Annotated in this window: 15 protein-coding genes; 6 read left to right on the forward strand and 9 right to left on the reverse strand. The window is 31.2% G+C overall.

Annotated features, from left to right (window positions below; all coding sequences use genetic code 11):
- Positions 1 to 114 precede the first annotated feature (114 nt).
- Entirely contained in the window at positions 115 to 1,668 is a 1,554-nt protein-coding gene (locus B4A23_RS14520) for a calcineurin-like phosphoesterase C-terminal domain-containing protein (protein ID WP_291121014.1), read from the reverse strand.
- 202 nt (positions 1,669 to 1,870) lie between these two features.
- On the opposite strand from B4A23_RS14520, the gene B4A23_RS14525 reads away from it, so the two are divergent.
- Positions 1,871 to 3,061, forward strand: coding sequence for an MFS transporter (locus tag B4A23_RS14525; RefSeq protein ID WP_291121016.1), 1,191 nt, complete (start codon positions 1,871 to 1,873; stop codon positions 3,059 to 3,061).
- Here the strand turns inward: B4A23_RS14525 and B4A23_RS14530 are convergent.
- On the reverse strand, positions 3,042 to 3,623 hold the full coding sequence (locus tag B4A23_RS14530) for a DUF5715 family protein (protein WP_180906330.1): 582 nt from the start codon (positions 3,621 to 3,623) through the stop codon (positions 3,042 to 3,044). The genes B4A23_RS14525 and B4A23_RS14530 overlap by 20 nt on opposite strands.
- A gap of 43 nt (positions 3,624 to 3,666) precedes the next feature.
- A complete protein-coding gene (locus tag B4A23_RS14535; protein WP_125350533.1) occupies positions 3,667 to 4,311 on the reverse strand; it encodes a DUF5715 family protein in 645 nt (214 codons plus the stop codon).
- A gap of 261 nt (positions 4,312 to 4,572) precedes the next feature.
- On the opposite strand from B4A23_RS14535, the gene B4A23_RS14540 reads away from it, so the two are divergent.
- The 3 genes from B4A23_RS14540 to B4A23_RS14550 are packed head-to-tail and all read left to right on the forward strand — an operon-like array spanning position 4,573 to position 7,219.
- Positions 4,573 to 5,448, forward strand: a complete 876-nt coding sequence (locus tag B4A23_RS14540; protein WP_291121018.1) for a carbon-nitrogen hydrolase — start codon at positions 4,573 to 4,575, stop codon at positions 5,446 to 5,448.
- Entirely contained in the window at positions 5,448 to 6,155 is a 708-nt protein-coding gene (gene blaEBR, locus B4A23_RS14545; RefSeq protein ID WP_291121020.1) for an EBR family subclass B1 metallo-beta-lactamase, read from the forward strand. Before B4A23_RS14540 ends, blaEBR begins: the two co-directional genes overlap by 1 nt.
- Before the next feature lie 2 nt (positions 6,156 to 6,157).
- Positions 6,158 to 7,219 carry an agmatine deiminase family protein gene (locus B4A23_RS14550; RefSeq protein WP_291121022.1) on the forward strand — a complete coding sequence of 354 codons (1,062 nt, stop codon included), beginning with the start codon at positions 6,158 to 6,160 and terminating at the stop codon, positions 7,217 to 7,219.
- A 372-nt stretch (positions 7,220 to 7,591) separates the two neighbouring features.
- Here the strand turns inward: B4A23_RS14550 and dinB are convergent, their stop codons facing one another.
- The 6 genes from dinB to B4A23_RS14580 form a co-directional block, all read right to left on the reverse strand.
- The gene (gene dinB / locus B4A23_RS14555) at positions 7,592 to 8,671 is read right to left on the reverse strand and encodes a DNA polymerase IV (RefSeq protein ID WP_291121024.1); all 1,080 of its coding nucleotides are present in this window, start codon (positions 8,669 to 8,671) and stop codon (positions 7,592 to 7,594) included.
- Positions 8,672 to 8,689: 18 nt separating this feature from the next.
- On the reverse strand, positions 8,690 to 10,957 hold the full coding sequence (locus B4A23_RS14560) for a cation:proton antiporter (RefSeq protein WP_286513841.1): 2,268 nt from the start codon (positions 10,955 to 10,957) through the stop codon (positions 8,690 to 8,692).
- Between the two features lie 136 nt (positions 10,958 to 11,093).
- Positions 11,094 to 16,127: a DUF4132 domain-containing protein gene (locus B4A23_RS14565; protein ID WP_291121026.1), complete on the reverse strand. Its 5,034-nt coding sequence runs from the start codon at positions 16,125 to 16,127 to the stop codon at positions 11,094 to 11,096.
- 21 nt (positions 16,128 to 16,148) lie between these two features.
- On the reverse strand, positions 16,149 to 16,586 hold the full coding sequence (locus B4A23_RS14570) for a hypothetical protein (RefSeq protein ID WP_291121028.1): 438 nt from the start codon (positions 16,584 to 16,586) through the stop codon (positions 16,149 to 16,151).
- 150 nt (positions 16,587 to 16,736) lie between these two features.
- Complete coding sequence (locus B4A23_RS14575; protein ID WP_291121030.1) at positions 16,737 to 17,441, reverse strand: methyltransferase domain-containing protein; 705 nt, start codon at positions 17,439 to 17,441, stop codon at positions 16,737 to 16,739.
- Between the two features lie 39 nt (positions 17,442 to 17,480).
- The gene (locus tag B4A23_RS14580; protein ID WP_291121032.1) at positions 17,481 to 18,458 is read right to left on the reverse strand and encodes a YpdA family putative bacillithiol disulfide reductase; all 978 of its coding nucleotides are present in this window, start codon (positions 18,456 to 18,458) and stop codon (positions 17,481 to 17,483) included.
- 143 nt (positions 18,459 to 18,601) lie between these two features.
- Between B4A23_RS14580 and B4A23_RS14585 the strand changes: the two genes are divergently transcribed.
- Complete coding sequence (locus B4A23_RS14585; RefSeq protein WP_286486332.1) at positions 18,602 to 19,192, forward strand: TetR/AcrR family transcriptional regulator; 591 nt, start codon at positions 18,602 to 18,604, stop codon at positions 19,190 to 19,192.
- Positions 19,193 to 19,199: 7 nt separating this feature from the next.
- A complete protein-coding gene (locus B4A23_RS14590; RefSeq protein WP_038336584.1) occupies positions 19,200 to 20,513 on the forward strand; it encodes a TolC family protein in 1,314 nt (437 codons plus the stop codon).
- The last annotated feature ends 1 nt before the right edge of the window (position 20,514 follow it).

A 20,514-nucleotide genomic window follows, 5' to 3' on the forward strand; every position in this document is an offset into this window, starting at 1 on the left:
TTTACATCCGATTAATGGTTTATTGATTTTTATTTAACATGAATAAATTGTAAAATATTTTATTAAAAAAAGCCACTTCGAAAGAAGTGGCTTATCAAGATGTGTATAAAACGGTTATTTAATAACTTCGAAAGAAGATTTTTCTGTAAAAGTGTTTCCGTACAAATCGGTTGCGCGAACTTCAATTGGATAAGTTCCAGCTTTTAACTTATTCGGTAAACGAACTGACCAAATATGTTTCGAAATTTCTGGAGCAGAAGGTCTGTTTCCAATATTTGTAATTTCTGCATTATCAATTTTCATTATGGTTTCCATATAATTGTAATCAACTGTTGGATCCCAATTCATCTCTTTCCATTCACCATTATTTACACGATATTCCACTTTATTTGATTCATGTCCCATAAAGAAATTAGCATATAAAAAAGCACGATTGCGTTTACCTTCTTTTACTTTTTTTGTGTGGTACAGATCGATTTGTTTTTCTTTTGGTGAATTTGCAACTTTATAATCAAATTTATATTGATTACCATCTACATGTAAAAAAGCATAACCTTTTGGTGTACCATCGCGCATCGTAGAAGCTGGAACTCCTTTTGCATCTTTCGGTCCCGAATACCAATCACCAGAAGTTGTTCCAACATTGTACTCGTGATGAGGTTTTTGTTGTTGCCAACCATCTTGATTTGCATAAAAAATCTGTTCTTGGAAATGTGTATGAGCAGACATTGAAATTGTATTTGGGTAATCCTTTAACAATTCGAATAATTGATTTCTATCTTCTGGACGTGTGTCACGCAACGGGATATGAAATGCTAAAACGATTAAATGATCTTTTGGAACAAATTTTAAATCATTTTTAATAAATTCTAATTGATCAGGACGGAAACCTCCCCAGTATCCTTTTCCATCGCGAGGATCAGGATATAAAATATCATCTAAAACAATAAAATGTGCTTTACCGATATTATATGAATAATTATTTGGTCCGAAATTTTTCTCGAACGTTTCATCCGAATATTGATCTTCTTTTGCATCATAATTCATATCGTGATTTCCCATTACATTGTACCAAGGCAAACCAACTTTTGAAACAGCTTTTATATAAGATGGATGCAAATTCAAATCATCACCAACCAAATCTCCTAAAGAAAGTCCGAATTCCATTCCTTTAATTCCTTTAACATCATCAATTACACCTTTAGAGAAATATTCTATTTCTTCTTCTGTATAAGCTTGAGGATCACCAAAAATTAAAGCAGAAAATTTTTCGTTTTCCTTTGTAGGAATTAAAGCAAAATCAATACTCTTTGGAGTGTTTCCAGTCGGATCAGAACCTGCATATTCTAATTTTGGAGAACCATTAGGTTTGTTGATGTAGTAGAATTGTGGCTGATTGAATTCGTTTGTCGGAACTTTGTAATTTGTTGGTTTAATAACAAACAAAATAGTTTCGTTGTCAATCTCGATTTGATATTCTCCTTTATCATTTGTCGAAACAACTTGTTTTCCGTTACTAACTTGTACATTCGATAAACGTTTTTCCGATTTATCGAATTTGTTGTTTTGATTTTTATCTTCAAAAATAATTCCTTTAGCAAGTTGTTGAGCGTTGACAGAAGTATAAAAACTTCCAAATAATACCAGCGATAATACGATTTTTTTCATTGTGTGAATCTCTTGTTTTGTAGATGCTAAAATTCTACATTTTATGCGGTTTTCGGATTAACACAACAATAAGTAAAGATTAAATTTAAGTAAATAAGAATAACATATTTTCAAAGTTAATAATGGATGAATAATTGTCTTTCATTATTAAATAGTCTAAATTTGCAACCGATTGCATTATATTATGGAAGAGAAATTAAGCATGAGTTCACGACAAATTTTCATGCAAATTATAGGTTATGTAAGTTTTTCATTTATAGGTTATTTACTGATAGGCTTGCCATTGGCTATTTTACCTATTTTTATTACAAAAACATTAGGTTTTACTGAGCTTGTAGCGGGTATTGTAATTAGTTTGCAATATGTGACAACTTTTATTTTGAGAGGTTATGCGGGAAAAATTGTAGATACAAAAGGTCCTAAACCAGCCGTTTTATTAAGTATGAGTTTGTTTATTTTAGCTGGAGTTTTATTATACTTTTGTTACTTTACAAGAAACAATCATTTTCTGTCATTAGCTATTCTTGTACTTGCGAGATTGGTTACTGGAGCAGCAGAAGGAATGGTAGGTGGAAGTCCGATAAACTGGGCAATTTTAAAAATCGGACAACAACATACAGCGAAAGCGATTTCTTATAACGGTGTTGCTAGTTATGGTGCATTGGCAATTGGAGCGCCATTGGGAGTAATCTTAAATCAATATTTTGGACTTGGTTTTATTGGTTTGTTTAGTATTGTTTGTGCGATTATAGGTTTTTTTTTAGCTAGAAATAAAGAAAATATATTAACTGCAGTTTCAAAAGTTCCGCAACCATTTATAAGGGTATTAAAAACAGTTGCTCCTTTTGGAATTTGTTTAGCACTTGCAGGTCTTGGATTTGGAGGGATTTCCAATTTTATAACACTTTACTACGACTTTTATAATTGGACGAATGCAGCTTTATGTTTAAGTGTTTTCAGCTTATTATTTATCGTAGGACGATTATTTTTTAATAGTTCAATTAATACATTAGGAGGATTAAAAGTTGGAATTATTTGCATGATAGTCGAAACGGTAGGTTTGTTAATTCTTTTTAGTGCGCCAAATTCTTTTATCGCTCTTATTGGTGCAGGTATTACAGGAATTGGCTTTTCGTTGGTTTTTCCTGCGATGGGAGTAGAGGCAGTTGCTTTGGTTTCGGATAATAGTAAGGGAGCTGCTTTAGCTGCGTACGGCTTATTTATTGATATTTCATTGGGAATTACAGGTCCTCTAATTGGTGGTGTAATCAGTTTATTTGGAATGTCAAACTTATTTGGTTTTTGTAGTTTGTTTGTGTTTATAGGGTTATTGTATAGTTATTATTTACAAACAAAAAAAAATCGTTCAGAATTTAATAATTCCGAACGATAATATGAAAACATCTAATTTTAGATTCTTTTACGTAGTAAATTTTGCCTGTTCTGACATAATTTTTTAGCACTTGTTCTAATTCTTTTTCTAGTTTAGAATCAGGTCTAATTTTATGATTAAATCTAACATAAGAAATATCAAAAGCAGCACCAAAATTATGCGAACTATCGTTAGAAGATGCATTTTTATTAATTCCTCTCAAACGATTTTGATCATGTAGCGTTCGTGTCATCGATGTAACAACGAAAAAATTTTGACCTGTTGCTTTTACAAAATCACTTGCAATACTTGTCAAAATATCTCGACCTTTTGGAATAAGATATGAATGACTATGTGTTAAATCTCCAACTCGCCAACCATAACCACGCTGTTTTATTTTAACCAATTTACCTTGATTAATGTACTTGTTCAACTTTTTATCACCATCAATTAGCTCAAGTTTATGAGATTTTGCGGCATTCAAATGCTGAACATATTCTTTAGAAGGTTCTATAACAACTCGCGATTGAGCGTAACCGAATAAAGAAGAGCAAATAAAAAACGTTGTTAAAAATTGTTTCATGATTCAATTCTCTTCTGCAAAAATAGAAAAGAACTTTTATATATTACATTGTTGTTGATTTAAATTGATCAGGATTACGAACCGTTACATGAAAACAGTGTTGTCTATATTCTTTGATATAGTAAATTTTGCCATCATCTTGTAATTGTTTTAAAATTGCTTCTAAATTATCACGATGAGTTTTGCTATACGAATATTTATTATTGAATTTTGTATAAGACAAATCAAAAGAAGCTCCATAGTTATGAGAACTTTCACCTTTTGCAGCATTGCTATTTACTCGTCTTAAACTTGCTTGACTTTCCTCTGAACGAGTAAGCGAAGTTACAGTAATTGTAGCATTATTTTCGTCCAAAAATTTTGAAGCAATTCGTTCTAAAACAGTTTTAGCTCTGTTGTTTAAGAAAGCTTTACTATGTGTTAATTTCTCAATTGTGTACCCATTTCCTTCCTCAGGAATAGCAACTAATTTTTTTGTAGCAACTAAACCTTCAATATCATCAAAACTCTTCACGATTGGAACGTTGAATGATTCTGCTGCCATTAAATGGTCGTCATAAGTTACTTTTTTTGTAGAGATAGAAGTGGATGAAGAGGCAGAATTTTCTGCTAAAATGTAGCTTTCTTGACTTTGAGCTGAAATAAATATTCCGCTAAAAAGACAAGAAAGGGCAATTAATTTTTTCATTTTTTAAATTATTACGCGACAAAATTAGAAGTTACAATTTAATAATGACTTGTTAAAAATTATAATATTTAGGTAAACTTTTTTTAAAATTTTCTTAAATCTGTTCTCAAAATAGCATTGTTAGATAGATTGATAGAATTTTAAATTTCATCTCATTTGAACATAAAATATTCTTAAATATCATTTCTAATAGATTATGTCATACTAAATTTCTTAATTTTGTAATTATTATTCATTTTTATTTTTAGACCTATTTATAAAATGGCAAAAGTTAAAGTTGGAATGGTACAAATGACTTGTACTAATAACAAACAAGAAAATTTAAACAAAGCAATCGAACAAGTGAAAGTAGCAGCTGCAAAAGGTGCTCAAATTGTATGTTTGCAAGAATTGTTTACCTCATTATATTTCTGTGATGTCGAAGATTACGACAATTTCGATTTAGCAGAATCAATTCCTGGACCATCAACAGATGCGTTATCAGCTGTAGCAAAAGAATTAGGAGTTGTAATTATTGCTTCTTTATTCGAGAAACGTGCGCAAGGTTTATACCACAATACAACAGCTATTTTAGATGCTGATGGACAATATTTAGGAAAATATCGTAAAATGCATATCCCAGATGATCCTGCGTTTTATGAAAAATTCTATTTTACACCAGGCGATTTAGGTTACAAAGTTTTTGATACTAAATTTGGAAAAATTGGTGTATTAATTTGTTGGGATCAATGGTATCCAGAAGCCTCTCGTATTACAGCATTGATGGGTGCGGAAATTTTATTTTATCCTACTGCGATTGGTTGGGATACGACGCAAGACGAAGAAACAAATCAAGATCAATACAATGCTTGGCAAACAATTCAGCGTTCACATGCTGTTGCGAATGGAGTTCCAGTTATTTCTGTAAATCGTGTTGGTTTTGAGCAAGATGGAGCGATGAAATTCTGGGGAGGTTCTTTTGCGACAAATGCACAAGGAAAATTGTTGTATTTGGCAACGCATGATCAAGAGGAAACAGAAGTGGTTGAATTGGATTTGAACGAATCAGATTTCTTCCGTAAACACTGGCCTTTCTTAAGAGATCGCCGAATCGATTCTTATCAACCAATTACAAAACGTTTTATAGACGAGGATTAATGAAGAAATTATTTTCACTTATTGCATTGATAGGAAGTTTTGCATTTGGTCAAATAAAACCAATTCAAATTGATTCGATTAATAATAATCTATTTGTTTATCAAACATTTAATTCGTTTAATGGTGTTGAGTATAATGCAAATGGAATGTATTTGGTAACGAATAAAGGAATTGTTTTGTTTGATGTTCCTTGGCAGAAATCGCAGTATCAAGAGTTAAATGATATGTTGCAAGAAAAGTATAATTTGCCAGTTATCGCTGTCTTTGCAACACATTCGCATGATGATAGAGCAGGAGATTTGAGTTTTTATAATGATTTGAATATTCCTACTTATGCAACTTCTTTAACCAATTCTAAATTAAAAAAAGAAGGAAAAGCAACTTCTAAATTTGAGATTGAATTAGGTAAAACATACAAATTTGGTAATGAAAAGTTTGTTGTTGAATATTTTGGAGAAGGACATACTTCTGATAATGTTGTGATTTGGTTTCCGAAATATAAAGTGTTGAACGGAGGTTGTTTGATAAAAGGTGCTGATGCTGTAAATTTAGGTTACACAGGCGAAGCTAATGTTGTTGAATGGCCAAAAACAGTACACAAATTAGTTGCAAAGCATCCAACGATTAGACAAGTTATTCCAGGCCATGATAATTGGAAAGCTACTGGACATATCGAAAATACGTTTAAACTTTTAGAAAAGAAATAAAATTGAACACTATAGATACATCAAAATTCCCAAAAGATTTAGGATATAGATTTCCTGCCGAATGGGAAGAACACGAAGCAACTTGGTTGTCTTGGCCGCACAAAGAGGAATCTTGGCCAGATCGTATTCAGTTAATTTATCCAGCTTATGCTGAATTTATTGCTGAATTATCAAAAGGTGAAAAAGTTCGTATTAATGTAAAAGACGAGGAAATGAAAGCGTTTGCTTTGTCTTTTATCGAAAAAACGAATGCAGATTTGTCACAAGTTGAGTTCTATTTTAACGAAACAAACGATGCTTGGTGCCGAGATCATGGTCCTGCATTTTTGTTGAATAAAAATAATCTTGATAACCCAAAAGTTATTGTCGATTGGGGATTCAATGCGTGGGGAGGAAAATATCCACCTTTCGAAAATGATGATGTTGTGCCAACAAGAATTGGTGCAGAATTTAATCTTCCTGTTTTTCATCCTGGAATTATTATGGAAGGAGGTTCAGTCGAATTCAATGGAAAAGATACGTTGATGACATCAAAATCTTGTTTATTGAATGAAAATCGTAATCCAGATTATTCGCAAGAACAAATCGAAGAATTTTTAAGAAATTATTACGGAGTTTCGCAAATTCTATGGGTAGAAGACGGAATTGTTGGTGATGATACGGATGGACACATTGATGATACAATTCGTTTTGTGAATGAAGATACAGTTTTGACAGTTATTGAAACTGATGAATCGGATGATAACTACGAATTGTTACAAGTGAATCTTCGTCAATTACAAGAAATGAAATTGGAAGATGGACGTCCATTAAACATTATCGAATTGCCAATGCCAAATGCAGTTTATTGCGAAGGTGAGCGTTTACCTGCTTCTTATGCAAATTTTTATATCGCGAATAAATCTGTCATTGTTCCAACCTATCGTTGTGCAAAAGATGCGATTGCTTTAGATATAATTCAGAAATGTTTTCCAGATCGTAAAGTTGTAGGAATTGATTCTACAGATATTATTTGGGGATTAGGATCTTTCCATTGTTTAAGTCAACAAGAGCCTAAGATATAGGTTTTGTGAAAATATAAAACAACAAAAAAGCTGAGTAGGTTGCTCAGCTTTTTTAATTTGGTTTAGATAAGTAATATTGGTTTAGGTTGTTTTGATAAACTGGTTAGATTTATCAAAATAGCTTTTTAGTTTGGTTGTTGGTTAGTAATCTTAAAAGCGTTACAAACGATGTTGTTTGTTGGTACAAATGTCATAAATAAATATAGAATGAAAAACATTTATGTATCTTCAAAGTGTCTACAACTAAGAAAAAAAACAATTTAATAGATCTAATAAGAAAATAAAATGTATCGATTTAAAACATTGTTAAAAATATGTAAATCAATTTTTTGTATTTTATTATTTCGGAATTGTTAAATTATATTGAAGAATTTATATAATTTCTCTAAATGGAATTTCGAGTTGAGTTCCGAATTTTTTTTGATTATTGGATAAATTAGAGATAGCAACACCTAATAGTCGAACTGGTTTTTCTGAGGAGTAACCTTCGCATAATAAATCATAACAGATAAGATCAAAAAGTTCTCTATTTTTAACGGGAAATGATGCTGATTTACTTTTCGTAGTTACCGAAAAATCATTGTGTTTTATTTTTACTGTAATTGTTCTTCCGTAAATTGATGTTTTTAAGGAAAAGTTCCAAACATCTTCCATTAGTGGAAATAAAGCGATTTGCATTTCTTCTAATGTTTCTAAATCTTTGCTAAAAGTTGTTTCAGAACCAGATGATTTTCGCAATCGAGTAGGATTGACTTCTCTAAAATCTAATCCTCTAACAATATTGTAATAGTATTTACCAGATTTTCCGAATTCGCGTAAGAGTTTTTCTAATTCTAGGTTCTTCAAGTCTAAACCTGTATGAATACCCATCATTTGCATACGTTCGGCAGTTACTTTTCCAATCCCATGAAATTTTTTGATTGGTAATTGATCAATAAAACTTTCAGACATTTTAGGTGTAATTACATAAAGTCCATCAGGTTTGTTATAGTCCGAAGCAATTTTAGCTAAGAATTTATTGAAAGAAACGCCTGCAGAAGCAGTCAAATTTGTTCGTTCTTTTATTTTTTGTTTTATTTCATTTGCAATATCTGTGGCAATTTCAATGTTTTTATGGTTAATTGTTACATCCAAAAAAGCTTCATCCAAAGATAAAGGTTCAACCAAATCAGTATATTCAAGAAATATTTCACGAATTTGATTCGAAACTTCTTTATAAACTTGAAATCGAGGTTTTACAAATATTAAATGCGGACATTTGCGTTTTGCAACAACAGAAGACATTGCAGAGCCAACTCCATATTTTCTAGCTTCGTAACTAGCGGTAGCAATCACACCTCGCTCTTCATTTCCGCCAACAGCAATGCATTTTCCTCTTAATTCGGGGAAATCTCGTTGTTCAACAGAAGCATAAAAAGCGTCCATATCGATGTGAATAATCTTACGCTGCATTTTGCAAAATTACTCGCTTTATTTTAAATGATACTCTTGAATAAAGTTTTTTAAGTTTTTCTTATCGGCAACAATTGTCAAATAATCGCCCAATTCAATAGGTACATTTCGATCGGGATTGTGAATCATTTTTCCATCTCGCTCTATCGAAACCACAATTCCTTTTGCCGTATCTTTTACCCAACCAATCGATTTATGTTCCAAAACACAAAAATCATTCGGAATTACAACTTTATCCAACGTAAAATTATCTGTATTTTTAAGATCATTATTTTCTGGAGGGGTTTCACCAATAATTTGCAAATACTTCTCAAATCGCTGAATATGTTCATCCGTTCCAATAATTCCAATTTTATCGAAAGGATATAAAACTGATTCAGAATTAGGAGTCTGAATGATTCGGTCACCACGTTTGATATAGGCAATATTGATCTGAAATTTTGTTCGCCAATCCAATTCACCCAAAGGAACACCTATAAAATTCGCATTTTGCGGAACAATCATATCGGAAATATGAGTGTTATCCCAAGTATATTGAAATTTATCTTGTTTCTTTTTCTCTTCAATTTTTTTAGTCAAAATTTCACGTTCATTTAAGTTATAAATGAATTTTGTTTGAATATAATTGTAAAATTGATTGAAATATTTCGAAAGAAAATACATGGTAATCAATAATCCAATAACCAAAATAATTGAGGCAATTGTACTTGAGAAAAATTGATTATAAATAAAGATTACAGCAACTACAACTAAAGTTAAACGGATAGAAATAATTGCGATAATTGGTGCACGATTGTAATTAGATTCATCCCAAAACTCTCTGATGATTTCTCTTTTTGGTCGATTTCCAATAATTGCCCAAATAAATGGAATGCACAATACAAATGTTAATGTAAGACTGACCAAACTTGCGCCAAAATAGGTAAACCAGTCGGTTAATAAGAATAAAACGTAGCTTTTGATAATCAATGTAATTGCGATAATGATTATTCCATTGATGAAAATTGTAGAAACCGTTTGCTTGATGATTTTATTCCATTTATTTTCGTTTTGAATATGTTGAGTATCAGATGAATAATTTTCAACACCTTGAATGAATTTTTGCGGAAGAACTTTTTCCAATAAAGTATAAACTTTGTCCGATGATTTAATTAAATAGGGTGTTGTAAATGTTGTAATTGCTGAAACACCGACTGCAACAGGAAATAAGAAGTCGCTTGTTACGCCAAGAGAAAGTCCTAAACCAGCAACGATAAAAGCAAATTCGCCAATTTGTGCCATACTCATTCCTACTTGTACGGATTGTTTTAGCGGTTGTCCTGAAATTATAGCACCTAAAGTGGTAAAAATTAACTTTCCGAAAATCGTCAACAAGGTCACAATCAAAATTGCCCATTTGTGTTCGTACATCGAAACGGGATCAATCATCATTCCAATAGAAATAAAGAAAATTGTTGCGAATAGATTTTTTACAGATTGAAAATTATGTTCGATTTTTTCTGCATAAACAGTTTCAGCGAGAATAGAACCCATTACAAATGCACCTAATTCTATTGAAAAACCTACGCTATCAGCTATATAAACCATTCCAAGACATAACCCAATTGAGATAATTAATAAGGTTTCATCATCTAAATAATTTTTGATAGAACGTAGAAAAGTTGGAATAATAAAGATTCCTCCAATAAACCATACCGCCAAAAAGAACCCTAATTTAACGAAAGAATTAATCATTTCTGCTCCGTTAAAATGCTGGCTAACCGCCATTGTAGAAAGCATAACCATCAATAAAATGACCACAATATCTTCTACAATTAAAATTCCGAAAACGACATTCGCGAATTTTTTTCGTTTTAAACCTAATTCATCAAACGCTCTAATAATAATGGTTGTAGAAGAACTGGCTAATAAACCGCCGAGGAAAATACTGTCCATTGTAGACCAATTCATAAATCGACCAACAAAATAACCAACGGTTACGATGCAAATAATTTCAACAATTGCAGTGATTGAGGCAGAGCCACCAACATTGAGCAATTTTTTGAAACTAAATTCTAATCCAAGACTAAAAAGCAGAAATATAACACCAATTTTCGCCCAAATCTCCACATTATGTTCTTCTGCAACGGACGGAATATATTCGAAATGTGGCCCAACCAAAAAACCAGCAATAATATAACCTAAAACAAGAGGTTGGTTGATACGTTTGAAAATAAGCGTCGTCACAGCGCCTACACATAGAATTAATCCAAGATCGGTAATGAGTTTTGGCAGGTGTTCTTCCATAAATTGCGTTTAATCTCCACTAATTTATGAATTTTTTAAAAGATAATTAATTGTTCAACTATTGATTAACTTTATATCATTATCAATTTTTTGTAAAAAGAAAAGCGAAGAGATAAAAACTCTTCGCTTTTTTTATTTAGTTTATTTCTCGTTTTATTTGACTTAAAATAGTTGGATCTTTTATTTCATTATCTTTTGCTAATAATAAAACTTTTGAGATGACTTCTGCAGATTTAGGATCATCATCAGAAAAAGGTAAAAATATTCGACCTCTATGTTGCGATTGCACAGGTAAAATAGATAAATACAAACCTGGTACTTGATGCACAACAGCGCTTCCTAAATGTACACTATATTCTGCCATTTCTCCTTTTATGTAAGCATGACTTCCTTTTGTTTCGACATTTTTCAGTTTGAATAATCGAGTCGTTTCATTTAATAAAACTGTTCGCATTTCAATTGTAGAATGACTTGCTTCAGGATCAACACCGCCAACATGAGCTACACTAACAACCAAATCAATGTCACGCATTACTTCCGAGAAAATTCGAGGGTTTATTTCTTCGAAAGGAATATTTTTATGTGTTTTTAATGAGTGAAATTCTATAGTTTCTAAAGTTGGACTTTCAACATCAGCTGGAGAAAACCAATCTGCCAAAGCATATAGCTTAACTTGATAACCTTCTTTGTGAAAAACCTTTTGCAAACCTTCTTCGTAATCAACTTTCCAACCACGAGTTTTTAATAAAGCCAATGTTTGTTTTGGTTGAACTTGATGTCCTGCATAACGACGAGAAATAGATTTCTCCTTCAGTTCATCTGCTGTAGGGATATATAATTCTCTAAAAATTTGTTTAAAAGGTTGCTTTAATTTTTGGTCAAAACAATAATGTTGATAATCACTCCAAACTGAATTTTGATGTAAATCATAACAATGAGCAATTCGGAAGTTTTCTGTAGAATCAATAGATTGTAAATTCCCTTTTGCGTCCTTTAATTGTCCGTTTACATAAAAACCAATTATATTTTTGCTTGAAATAAAAACTAATTTCTCTAAATGTTTTGAAATGATTGGATGCGAAAATAAATTTTCAATTTCTGAAAATAAAAATTCATCTCCACGAATCATCGCTTCTTCTAAACCTTTTCTCGAACGAGTAAATTGTTCTCGCAATGTTTTACGATAATTGGTAAGTTCTACAACTACTTTGTCTTTCTTCAGTTTTGGTGGAATCGATTTTAATTGTTTATCTCCTTTAAAAGTTACCAAATCTGCCTTTCCATCTTCATCAATAATCAAACCTATTGTTGTGCCATCGATTTCGACTTGCGTATCTTTTGATAAAATTTGCTGAACCTGTTGAGATTCCATTGCCCAAGTTAAACGAATAGGATCTGGATAACCTGCATTTCTTGCTAAGTTTTCTAAAGCAACTCGTAAAGCTAAAGCTTCGCTTGTTTGTTTCATCGATCCGAATTCTCTACTTTCTTTTTTGAATTGTTGTAAATATTCATAGCGCGATAAAACATCTTTTTCAGCATTTGTTTTGCTCAATGGAACCAAACCGTAAACACGCAAATAATCTTGATCTCGTTTATCTTTTACTTTGGCTGTAACTTCTCTAATTTTTAAATCTCCTGTCAAAGTATCTGCATAAAGTCTTGCTCTACGATGTCCATTTCCGTCAGAAATATATTTCGCAGCTTCGTACAAAATCTCCCAACGCGATTTTCCTAATTCTTTATATGCTTTTGTAAACCAATCTTTGTCAACCGCCCCATCTTTGAAATCTTGAATATCAATTGAAGAATATTTTGCAACTTCACTTTCTAATTCAGCATTTTCAGCTTGATAGCCAGATGTTTTTGTATGTGCATGCATCCACCAAATCGCGGCGTCTAAACCTTTCCAATCTAAATAATTACTGACTAATTTTTGCCATTGAGGAGCATAAACAGAAGCTTCGATTAAACGACTTTCTGATATTTTAGCTTTCTTTACTAATTGATTGAATTCTTCTTGCGTATCAGTTTCTAGCGGTAAACATCGTTTAATTAAGAAACTAAATAACTTTTGTTTTGTAACATCTGTATAACGCCAAGAATAAATGTATCCTTTGAAAAGTTTAGCTTTTCCGAGTTTATCTAAAATTTCAACAAAACGATTTATTCCATAAATATGCTCAAAACTTTGAACAAATTGAGTGACATTTGTATTAGAATCTCCACGTTTTAGTTCGACATCTAAAAATTTTTCTCGAATATTTTCAATCATTTCAGTTAAGAAAGGAAAATCTTCTTGCATGGTTTTACTTCCTTGGTAGCGATAATTTTTTCGATCACTTGTGATTTCATTGATACGATCAGGATCTAGAATTCCTTCGTACATTTCATCTTTTTTGATGAATTTATTTTGGTAAGCCAAACAATAAATATAAAGTGGCGGTTTATTAAATTTTATATTTTCTTCTAAACCATTGTATTGACGCCATCTGTAGATATTCCATACTTTTTGGACATCATCTTTTTCTAGATTGATAAGGTTTATTTTGTTCAGAAAAACATCAAAAAAGCGTTCGTTTTGCCAACCATTTCCAAATTCTTCGTTGTAATAATAATTGTTTTTATCTCTTTTACTTTGATAATTAATAACGTCTTTTGGTAAGGCAGAAAACAATTGAATTGTCCCATCTATCACGAAATTATTTGCATCTTCAAACGGGAATTTTTCTTGAAGAATAAACAAAATTGATTTTATAGGATTGTTCCAATAATAATCAGTTTTTAAAGGATTTGGAATTTTTCCTTTGTTATAGAACACATAATTTTCTAAAATAGTTCGCCAAACTTTTCGATCACATTCTTCTTCCAAAGTCAATAAATAAAGATCGATAGGTGTTAACTTGCAGTCTAAATACCATTTTTCCCAAGTTTCGTGTAACGGATAATTTGCAAATTTTTCGTCAGCAGTTAAGTTTTGAGTATTTCGTTTCAAAGGATTAAAACTATTTCCCAACAAATCTGTAATTACGCTATTGTTCCAATCTTCATACTCATATTCGTAATCTTTATTTTGAAGATAAAGATCTTTCAATTGTTCTAAATTCTTAACAATTTCGTTTTCAGATTTAGAAAAACCGTATTTATTCTTCTTTGTATGTTTCAAATAAACCGAATCTTTATCCAATTTCGGTAATTCGAACGGCGTAATATTAGCTGGATTGTAAATTCCATAACCATTTTCTATAGATAAAATATCGTTAGAACTTTTTGGATCTAATTGTTTTAAAAGAATAGTTTCTTTTTCAGTGATTTTTTTGCGCTCGTTAAAAGAACTGACAGTTTGTTTTACAAAATCAGTAGCACGTTTCTCTTTGTTTAATTGTAATAAAATGTCTAATCCCGCCAAACGCTGTTCAGCATCACCTTTTTCAATTAAATTTTGCGTAAAAGTTGAAATGATTTCATCATTTTGAAGAAGAATTAATTGAATCAAATGTTTGCGAAGATTTGCACCTTTTCGTTTAAATAAATCTTGAATTGATTGAATTTCTTGTTGATTTAATTCTGTATGTTTTAATGTATTTAAAGCAGAAGCAATAATACTTTCGCCTCGATCTTTAATTACTTTTAAAGCGAATTCTCGTTGAAAATCAGAAACCTTTTTTGTTGATTTTTTCTGATCCATATAATAATATGAATAACTGTAAAAATCTTTTAAAACCAAACGCGTTAAAGATTCGCGTAACGAAAGACTCAATTGATCAAATTTAGCTAAAATTCGTTCAAGTTTTGTTTGGTCTTCTCCAATTAAATTAATCGCAACTGAATATAAATCGTCTTTCGAGAATTTTGTGTTTAACCAAGAAAATACTTTTCCTTCGAATGTTTTTTCCTTTTCTTGAATTGTTTCTGCAAGATGTAAAACTTTATCAAAAAGACCGATTAAAGTGTCATCGTTAGGAAATTTGAATGATGAAGTTACAGAAATCATTCGTGGTAAAAAGAAAGAGAAAACTTGTAAATTAACTTCGTCTAAAGCTTTATTATAAAGCCTTATTTCTTTTTCGTAAATAGAAGTTTCGCTTGCAAATTTTAAAGCCAGACATTTCTTTTCTATCGTTCCTTTTTCAAGTAATTTATCTAGATAGTTTAATGAAATATCAATATCTGTTACACCTTGCGACCAAAGCGCCATATAAACTTCGTTGTTGTTTTTACTTTCTATTCCTTTTTCTATGGTTTCAGGATGAGTTAAAAATTGATCAGCAAAAGCTAAGATATTTCGAATTGTTGTTTCTTTTTCAGCTTCCCAACCTAATCCTGTCCACGTATCTACAGCACGAACAACAGAAGAAAAACGAGCTAATTTTTCATTAATAATAACTTTTATCAACGATTGTAATGCGCCAACACTTGTTTCGTCTAAGGTTTCGAGAATTGTTTGTCGCAAACCTTCTTGTCGTTGTGCAGAAAGCAAAAGTTTCTCAACCAATTCCCACGCTTCAGGCTTTTGGGAATTCAATAATGCTTTGATAATATTTCGAGAAACTTTTCCTATAGGATCTTTTCCATAAATAATATCTTCCATCAATTGATAAATCTGTTGATTTCCTTGGTCAATCATTTCAGACCAAATCAATGTGTAACTATCATTAATACCGATGTCAGAAGAATATCTAATTTGCTCAATAATTGGTAAATCATAGTATTTATAGCCTTCGGAAGTGTATTGAGAAGGTTTTGTCAATAAATTTCGTAGAAAATTAATCTGCTTGACAAGAATGTAATCTTTTTGATTCGGCGCTCGAAAAGATCGTCTGTAATATCCCGATTGGTAAATATGTTGAGACATTTTGTTCCAACTATTTTTTACATAAGGAGCCAATTCTTCACCATAAAAAAGTTCTAATAATTTATAGTATTTTTTATCTTCCCAGATATTGTCAGAAATTAATTCTTTTAATTTGAAAAATTGTTTGGTTCCGTAATCAATTTCTGAGTAATAATCCGTGTTACCTTTTAGAATTAATAATCCTAATTCGGCAACTTCTTTTTTGATAGATTTGGGTAAAAGAGAAAGTTCTGCAGATTTTTTTAATTTTTTTTCAAGCTCTTTCGTTTTGTTTTTTGTCTCAAATGGAGTCAAAATTTCAATAAGTGTAGGCATATGTTTTGAGTTTTGTTCGTTCTACCAGTAACTTCCAGCAAGGAAAGTAAGTCGTATAAATGTAAAAGATTGATTTGATGTTAATGAAACTTCTTCAGCTAAATCTTCGATTTGTTCTTCTCCTAAGAAAATCGCAAACATTCCGTCTTCAAAAGCTTGTCTTGCGGTTTCTTGTGCTTTGGATAAATCAGCTTTGTTTTCGTTATAAATACTAGAAAAACCAACTTTACCTGATTCGATGAGAAGTGGTAAATAATTTTCTTTCGGAAGTTTTGCTGTATCAATATCTTCTTTTTCTATTGGTTTTTGATTGTATTCTTCAACTTGTTGCTGAACTATAAAATCAAGAAGCTCATGAACAGAAATTGTATCCTTTGTTGTATTAAGTTGTATAGGTAATTCGGCAAGAATTGGATGTTTTTTGCCCAATTGTTTCACATTGACGTGAATAGTTTTCATATAAGTTTGTGTTAGTATGAGTTTTCTAAAATTAATAAAAATAACCTTTTAGAAAGATTAAACTTTTGCTAAAATTAGTTAATATTTAACACAAAAAAACTCACTAATTCTGATGAATTAATGAGTTTGTATTTCTTATCGAAAAGATTTTTACAAAGTGATTTTTGCTAAATAAGAATCTCCTTCGGTTTTTATTTTTGTACATTTTAGTTGATGATATTCGCACGCATTTTTTAATGTATCAAAATCCAAATACAACCATTGAATAGGTTCTTCTTGCTCGCCTTTATAATGAATCGTAAAATCTAATTCACCATAATAATTTCCATTGCTCGGAATCCATTTTCCTCCATCTTCATCCTCATCAAACATATAAATAATGTCGGTTCCATCAATCAAAACTTGACCATTTTCGGCTAATAAATTTTTGATTTTATCTAAGAAAACATTGATTAAAACTAAATTCTGAAAAATTCCAGTTCCGTTCATCAAAAATAGAATCGTATCATATTTTTCAGCATCATTGATTTCAAGGAAATTCTGAACTTTTGCATTGTTGATTCCTCTTAACAAGCAAGCTTCAATCGCTTTTGGAGAAATATCAATTGCTAAAACATTCAACCCTTTTTCTTGTAAATAAAGTGAATGAGAACCCGCTCCACAACCAACATCCAATATTTTTCCTTTTGATAAACCCAATGCTTTTTGCTCCAAAATTGGCATATCATCATACTCTCGAAAAAGATAATCAATTGGCATCACATCTAATTCTGAAATTGATGTTTCGGTATAGAGATCTTCGGGCGAATGATTGGTTTGATAATCTAAAATTGCCTGTCCGAAAAGGTCTTTCATGTTATTTTTATTTTTATGTTCTGATTAATACAGAAACTTTTATTTATTTTTTTTTGCTAAAATTGCCTCAATAATTTGCTCTGCATGTACGCGCGAATTTTCGATGAACCAAATATTCGTCAACATTCCGCCACAAACAACGCCTGCCAAATATAAACCATCTACATTTGTTTCCATTGTTTCGGGATTGTAAGTTGGGGTTTTCAATTCATCTTCACTGAAAGTTATTCCACAGTTTTCCAAAAATTTGAAATTAGGATGATAACCAGTTAAGGCTAAAACAGTATCATTTTCAATTGAAATATTACCTTCTGGCGTTTGGATATGAACTTGATTTTCGTCAATCGATGTAATATTCGAGTTGAAATAAGCCTTAATACTTCCTTCTGCAATTCTATTTTCGATATCAGGACGAACCCAATATTTTAATCGGTGTGTAAATCCTTCTCCGCGAATCACAATTGTTACATTTGCACCTTTTCGATAACATTCTAAAGCTGCGTCAACAGATGAATTATTCGCTCCAACAACCACTACATTCTGAAAAGAGTAGGGATGTGCTTCTTTGTAATAATGATGAACTTTTTCTAAATCTTCTCCTTCGATATTCATCAAATTTGGAATATCATAAAAACCAGTTGCAAGGACTATATTTTTAGCTGAATAATTATTTTTAGAGGTTTTAATCTCAAAATGATTTGTTTCAATTTTATTAATTGCTTCAACTTCTTCGTAAAGATTAAGATTAAATTTAAAATATTTATGAATGTTTCGATAATATTCTAACGCCTCTTGTCGACCAGGTTTTGGCGCAATACAATTGAATGGAATTTCTCCAATTTCTAATCGTTCGGCAGTCGAAAAAAATGTCATATACAAAGGATAGTTGTACAAACTATTTGTCAAAGCACCTTTTTCAATAATTAAATAAGAAAGATTGTTTCTTTTCGCTTCTATTGCACAAGCTAAACCAATTGGTCCAGCACCTACAATTATCAAATCATATTGTTCTTTCATCAAGCAAATTTACGGATAATCAGTTCGGTAATCTTTATGATTTTCACCAATTTTTATAAAAATAATGTTTAACTATTTGGATTAACGAAATATATTAATAATTTTGTTTGACAATTTTGTCAAAATAAAAAAGCCGCACAGATATGAAAGACGATACAGAAGAATTAATCAAAGAAACAGCGAAAAGAATGTTTTTTGCAGAAGGTAGATTTCATGCAACTACGCAAGAAATAGCTGATGAAGCTAAAGTGAACAGAACGTTGATTAATTATTATTTCAGATCGCGAAACAATTTAATTAGTATTATTTACGAAGAAGCTACGCGTGTAAGTAATGAAAAATCGCGTGCTATTTTTGATAGAAATCGTGATATCAAAGAAATGATTGGCGAGTTTATAGAGGATTCTATTGCAACATCAATCAAATATCCATATTTGGAAACTTACATCGTTACCGAAATGAATAAAAATAATACAATGTGTTCTAAATTAATGAAAGATGATTTAGATGTCGTTGTAAATGTTTTTTATGAAAGATTAGAGGAGGAAATGGAAAAAGGAACGATAAAAAAGATGGAGCCACTTCAGTTTTTGTTAAACATGATTTCGTTGGTCAATTATCCGTTTACAATTCGTCCGCTTCTTCAATTGGATTTGAAATTGAGCGACGAAGATTTCAAACGCATTCTTTCTGATCGAAAAGAAATTATTCTCAATACACTTTTTAATAATTAATATATCAATGAAAAGGTTAAAACAATTACTTTCTATAGCGATTGTAGCGTTGATGAGTTCTGCAAATGCGCAAGAAATTATAGCACTTAAAGATGCGGTAAATTTTGCGTTAGAAAACAAAGCAGATGCAAAACGCGCAGATTTAGCAATCAAAAAAGCCGAATACAAAATTGATGAAGCCAGAGCAGGAGCTTTGCCTCAAGTAAATGCCAACGCAGGTTTGCAATATAATCCAATTGTACAAGAAATGGCGTTGACAATGGGAGGACAAACAACTGTGATTAAAATGGGACAACCATGGAATTCGAGTTTAGGTGTTACGGTAAATCAAACATTGTTCGATCAACGTGTTTTTACAGGTTTGAAAGCGGCGAAAACAACACGCGAATTTTATCAGGTGAATGCAGATTTAACAGACGAACAAATTATTGAGCGTGTAGCAAATGCGTATTATCAAGTTTTTATTCAAGAAGAAAAATTAAAAACGATTGAAAAAAGTTACGAAAACACAAATAAAGTTCGAAATGTAATTAAAAGTCTAGTGGATAATGGTTTGGCAAAACCAATTGATTTGGATCGAATTGTTGTGCAATTAAATAATATTTCTTCTTCGCGTCAACAGTTGGTAAATGCAGTAGAAATCAACAAAAATGCATTGAAATTTTATATGGGTTATCCAATTGAGCAACCAATTAGTTTAACAGAAGAAACAATTACGCCAAATTTAGTTTTGTTGGAAGATCAAATAGATGTTGAAAATAGAACCGAATTTAAAGTTTTATCGAAACAAAAAGAATTGTTAGGTTTTGCGAAAGAAGCGGAGCGTGCGAATTTATATCCAACTGTTGGTTTAGCTGGAAATTATGGATTGCAAGGTTTTGGTGAAAAATTTATTACTTCGAAAAGTTACATCTGGTCAGATTTGGCTTCGATTGGTTTGAGTGTTAAAGTTCCGATTTTTTCGGGTGGAGCTACAAAAGCAAAAATTAATCAAGCAGAAATTGATTTGTTGGATATCGAAGAACAAATGAATGACACAAAACTTGGTTTGAGTTTAGAATATCAAAATGCAAAAGCACAAATCGAAAATGCGTTAAAAAGTGTCGATATTCAAGAAGAAAACGTGAGTTTGGCAGAGAAAGTTTTATCAAATACACAAAATAATTACCAACAAGGTTTAGCAAATTTGACAGAAATTTTAGATGCTGAAAATGCGTTGACAGATGCTCGAAATAATTACTCAAATGCTTTATTAGAATATAAAATTGCCGAAATCGCATTAATCAAAGCAAAAGGAGATTTAAAAACATTAATTCAATAAT

Origin of the sequence: Empedobacter sp. UBA7248 (genome assembly GCF_002472945.1) — a bacterium.
Classification (GTDB): Bacteria; Bacteroidota; Bacteroidia; order Flavobacteriales; family Weeksellaceae; genus Empedobacter; species Empedobacter falsenii_C.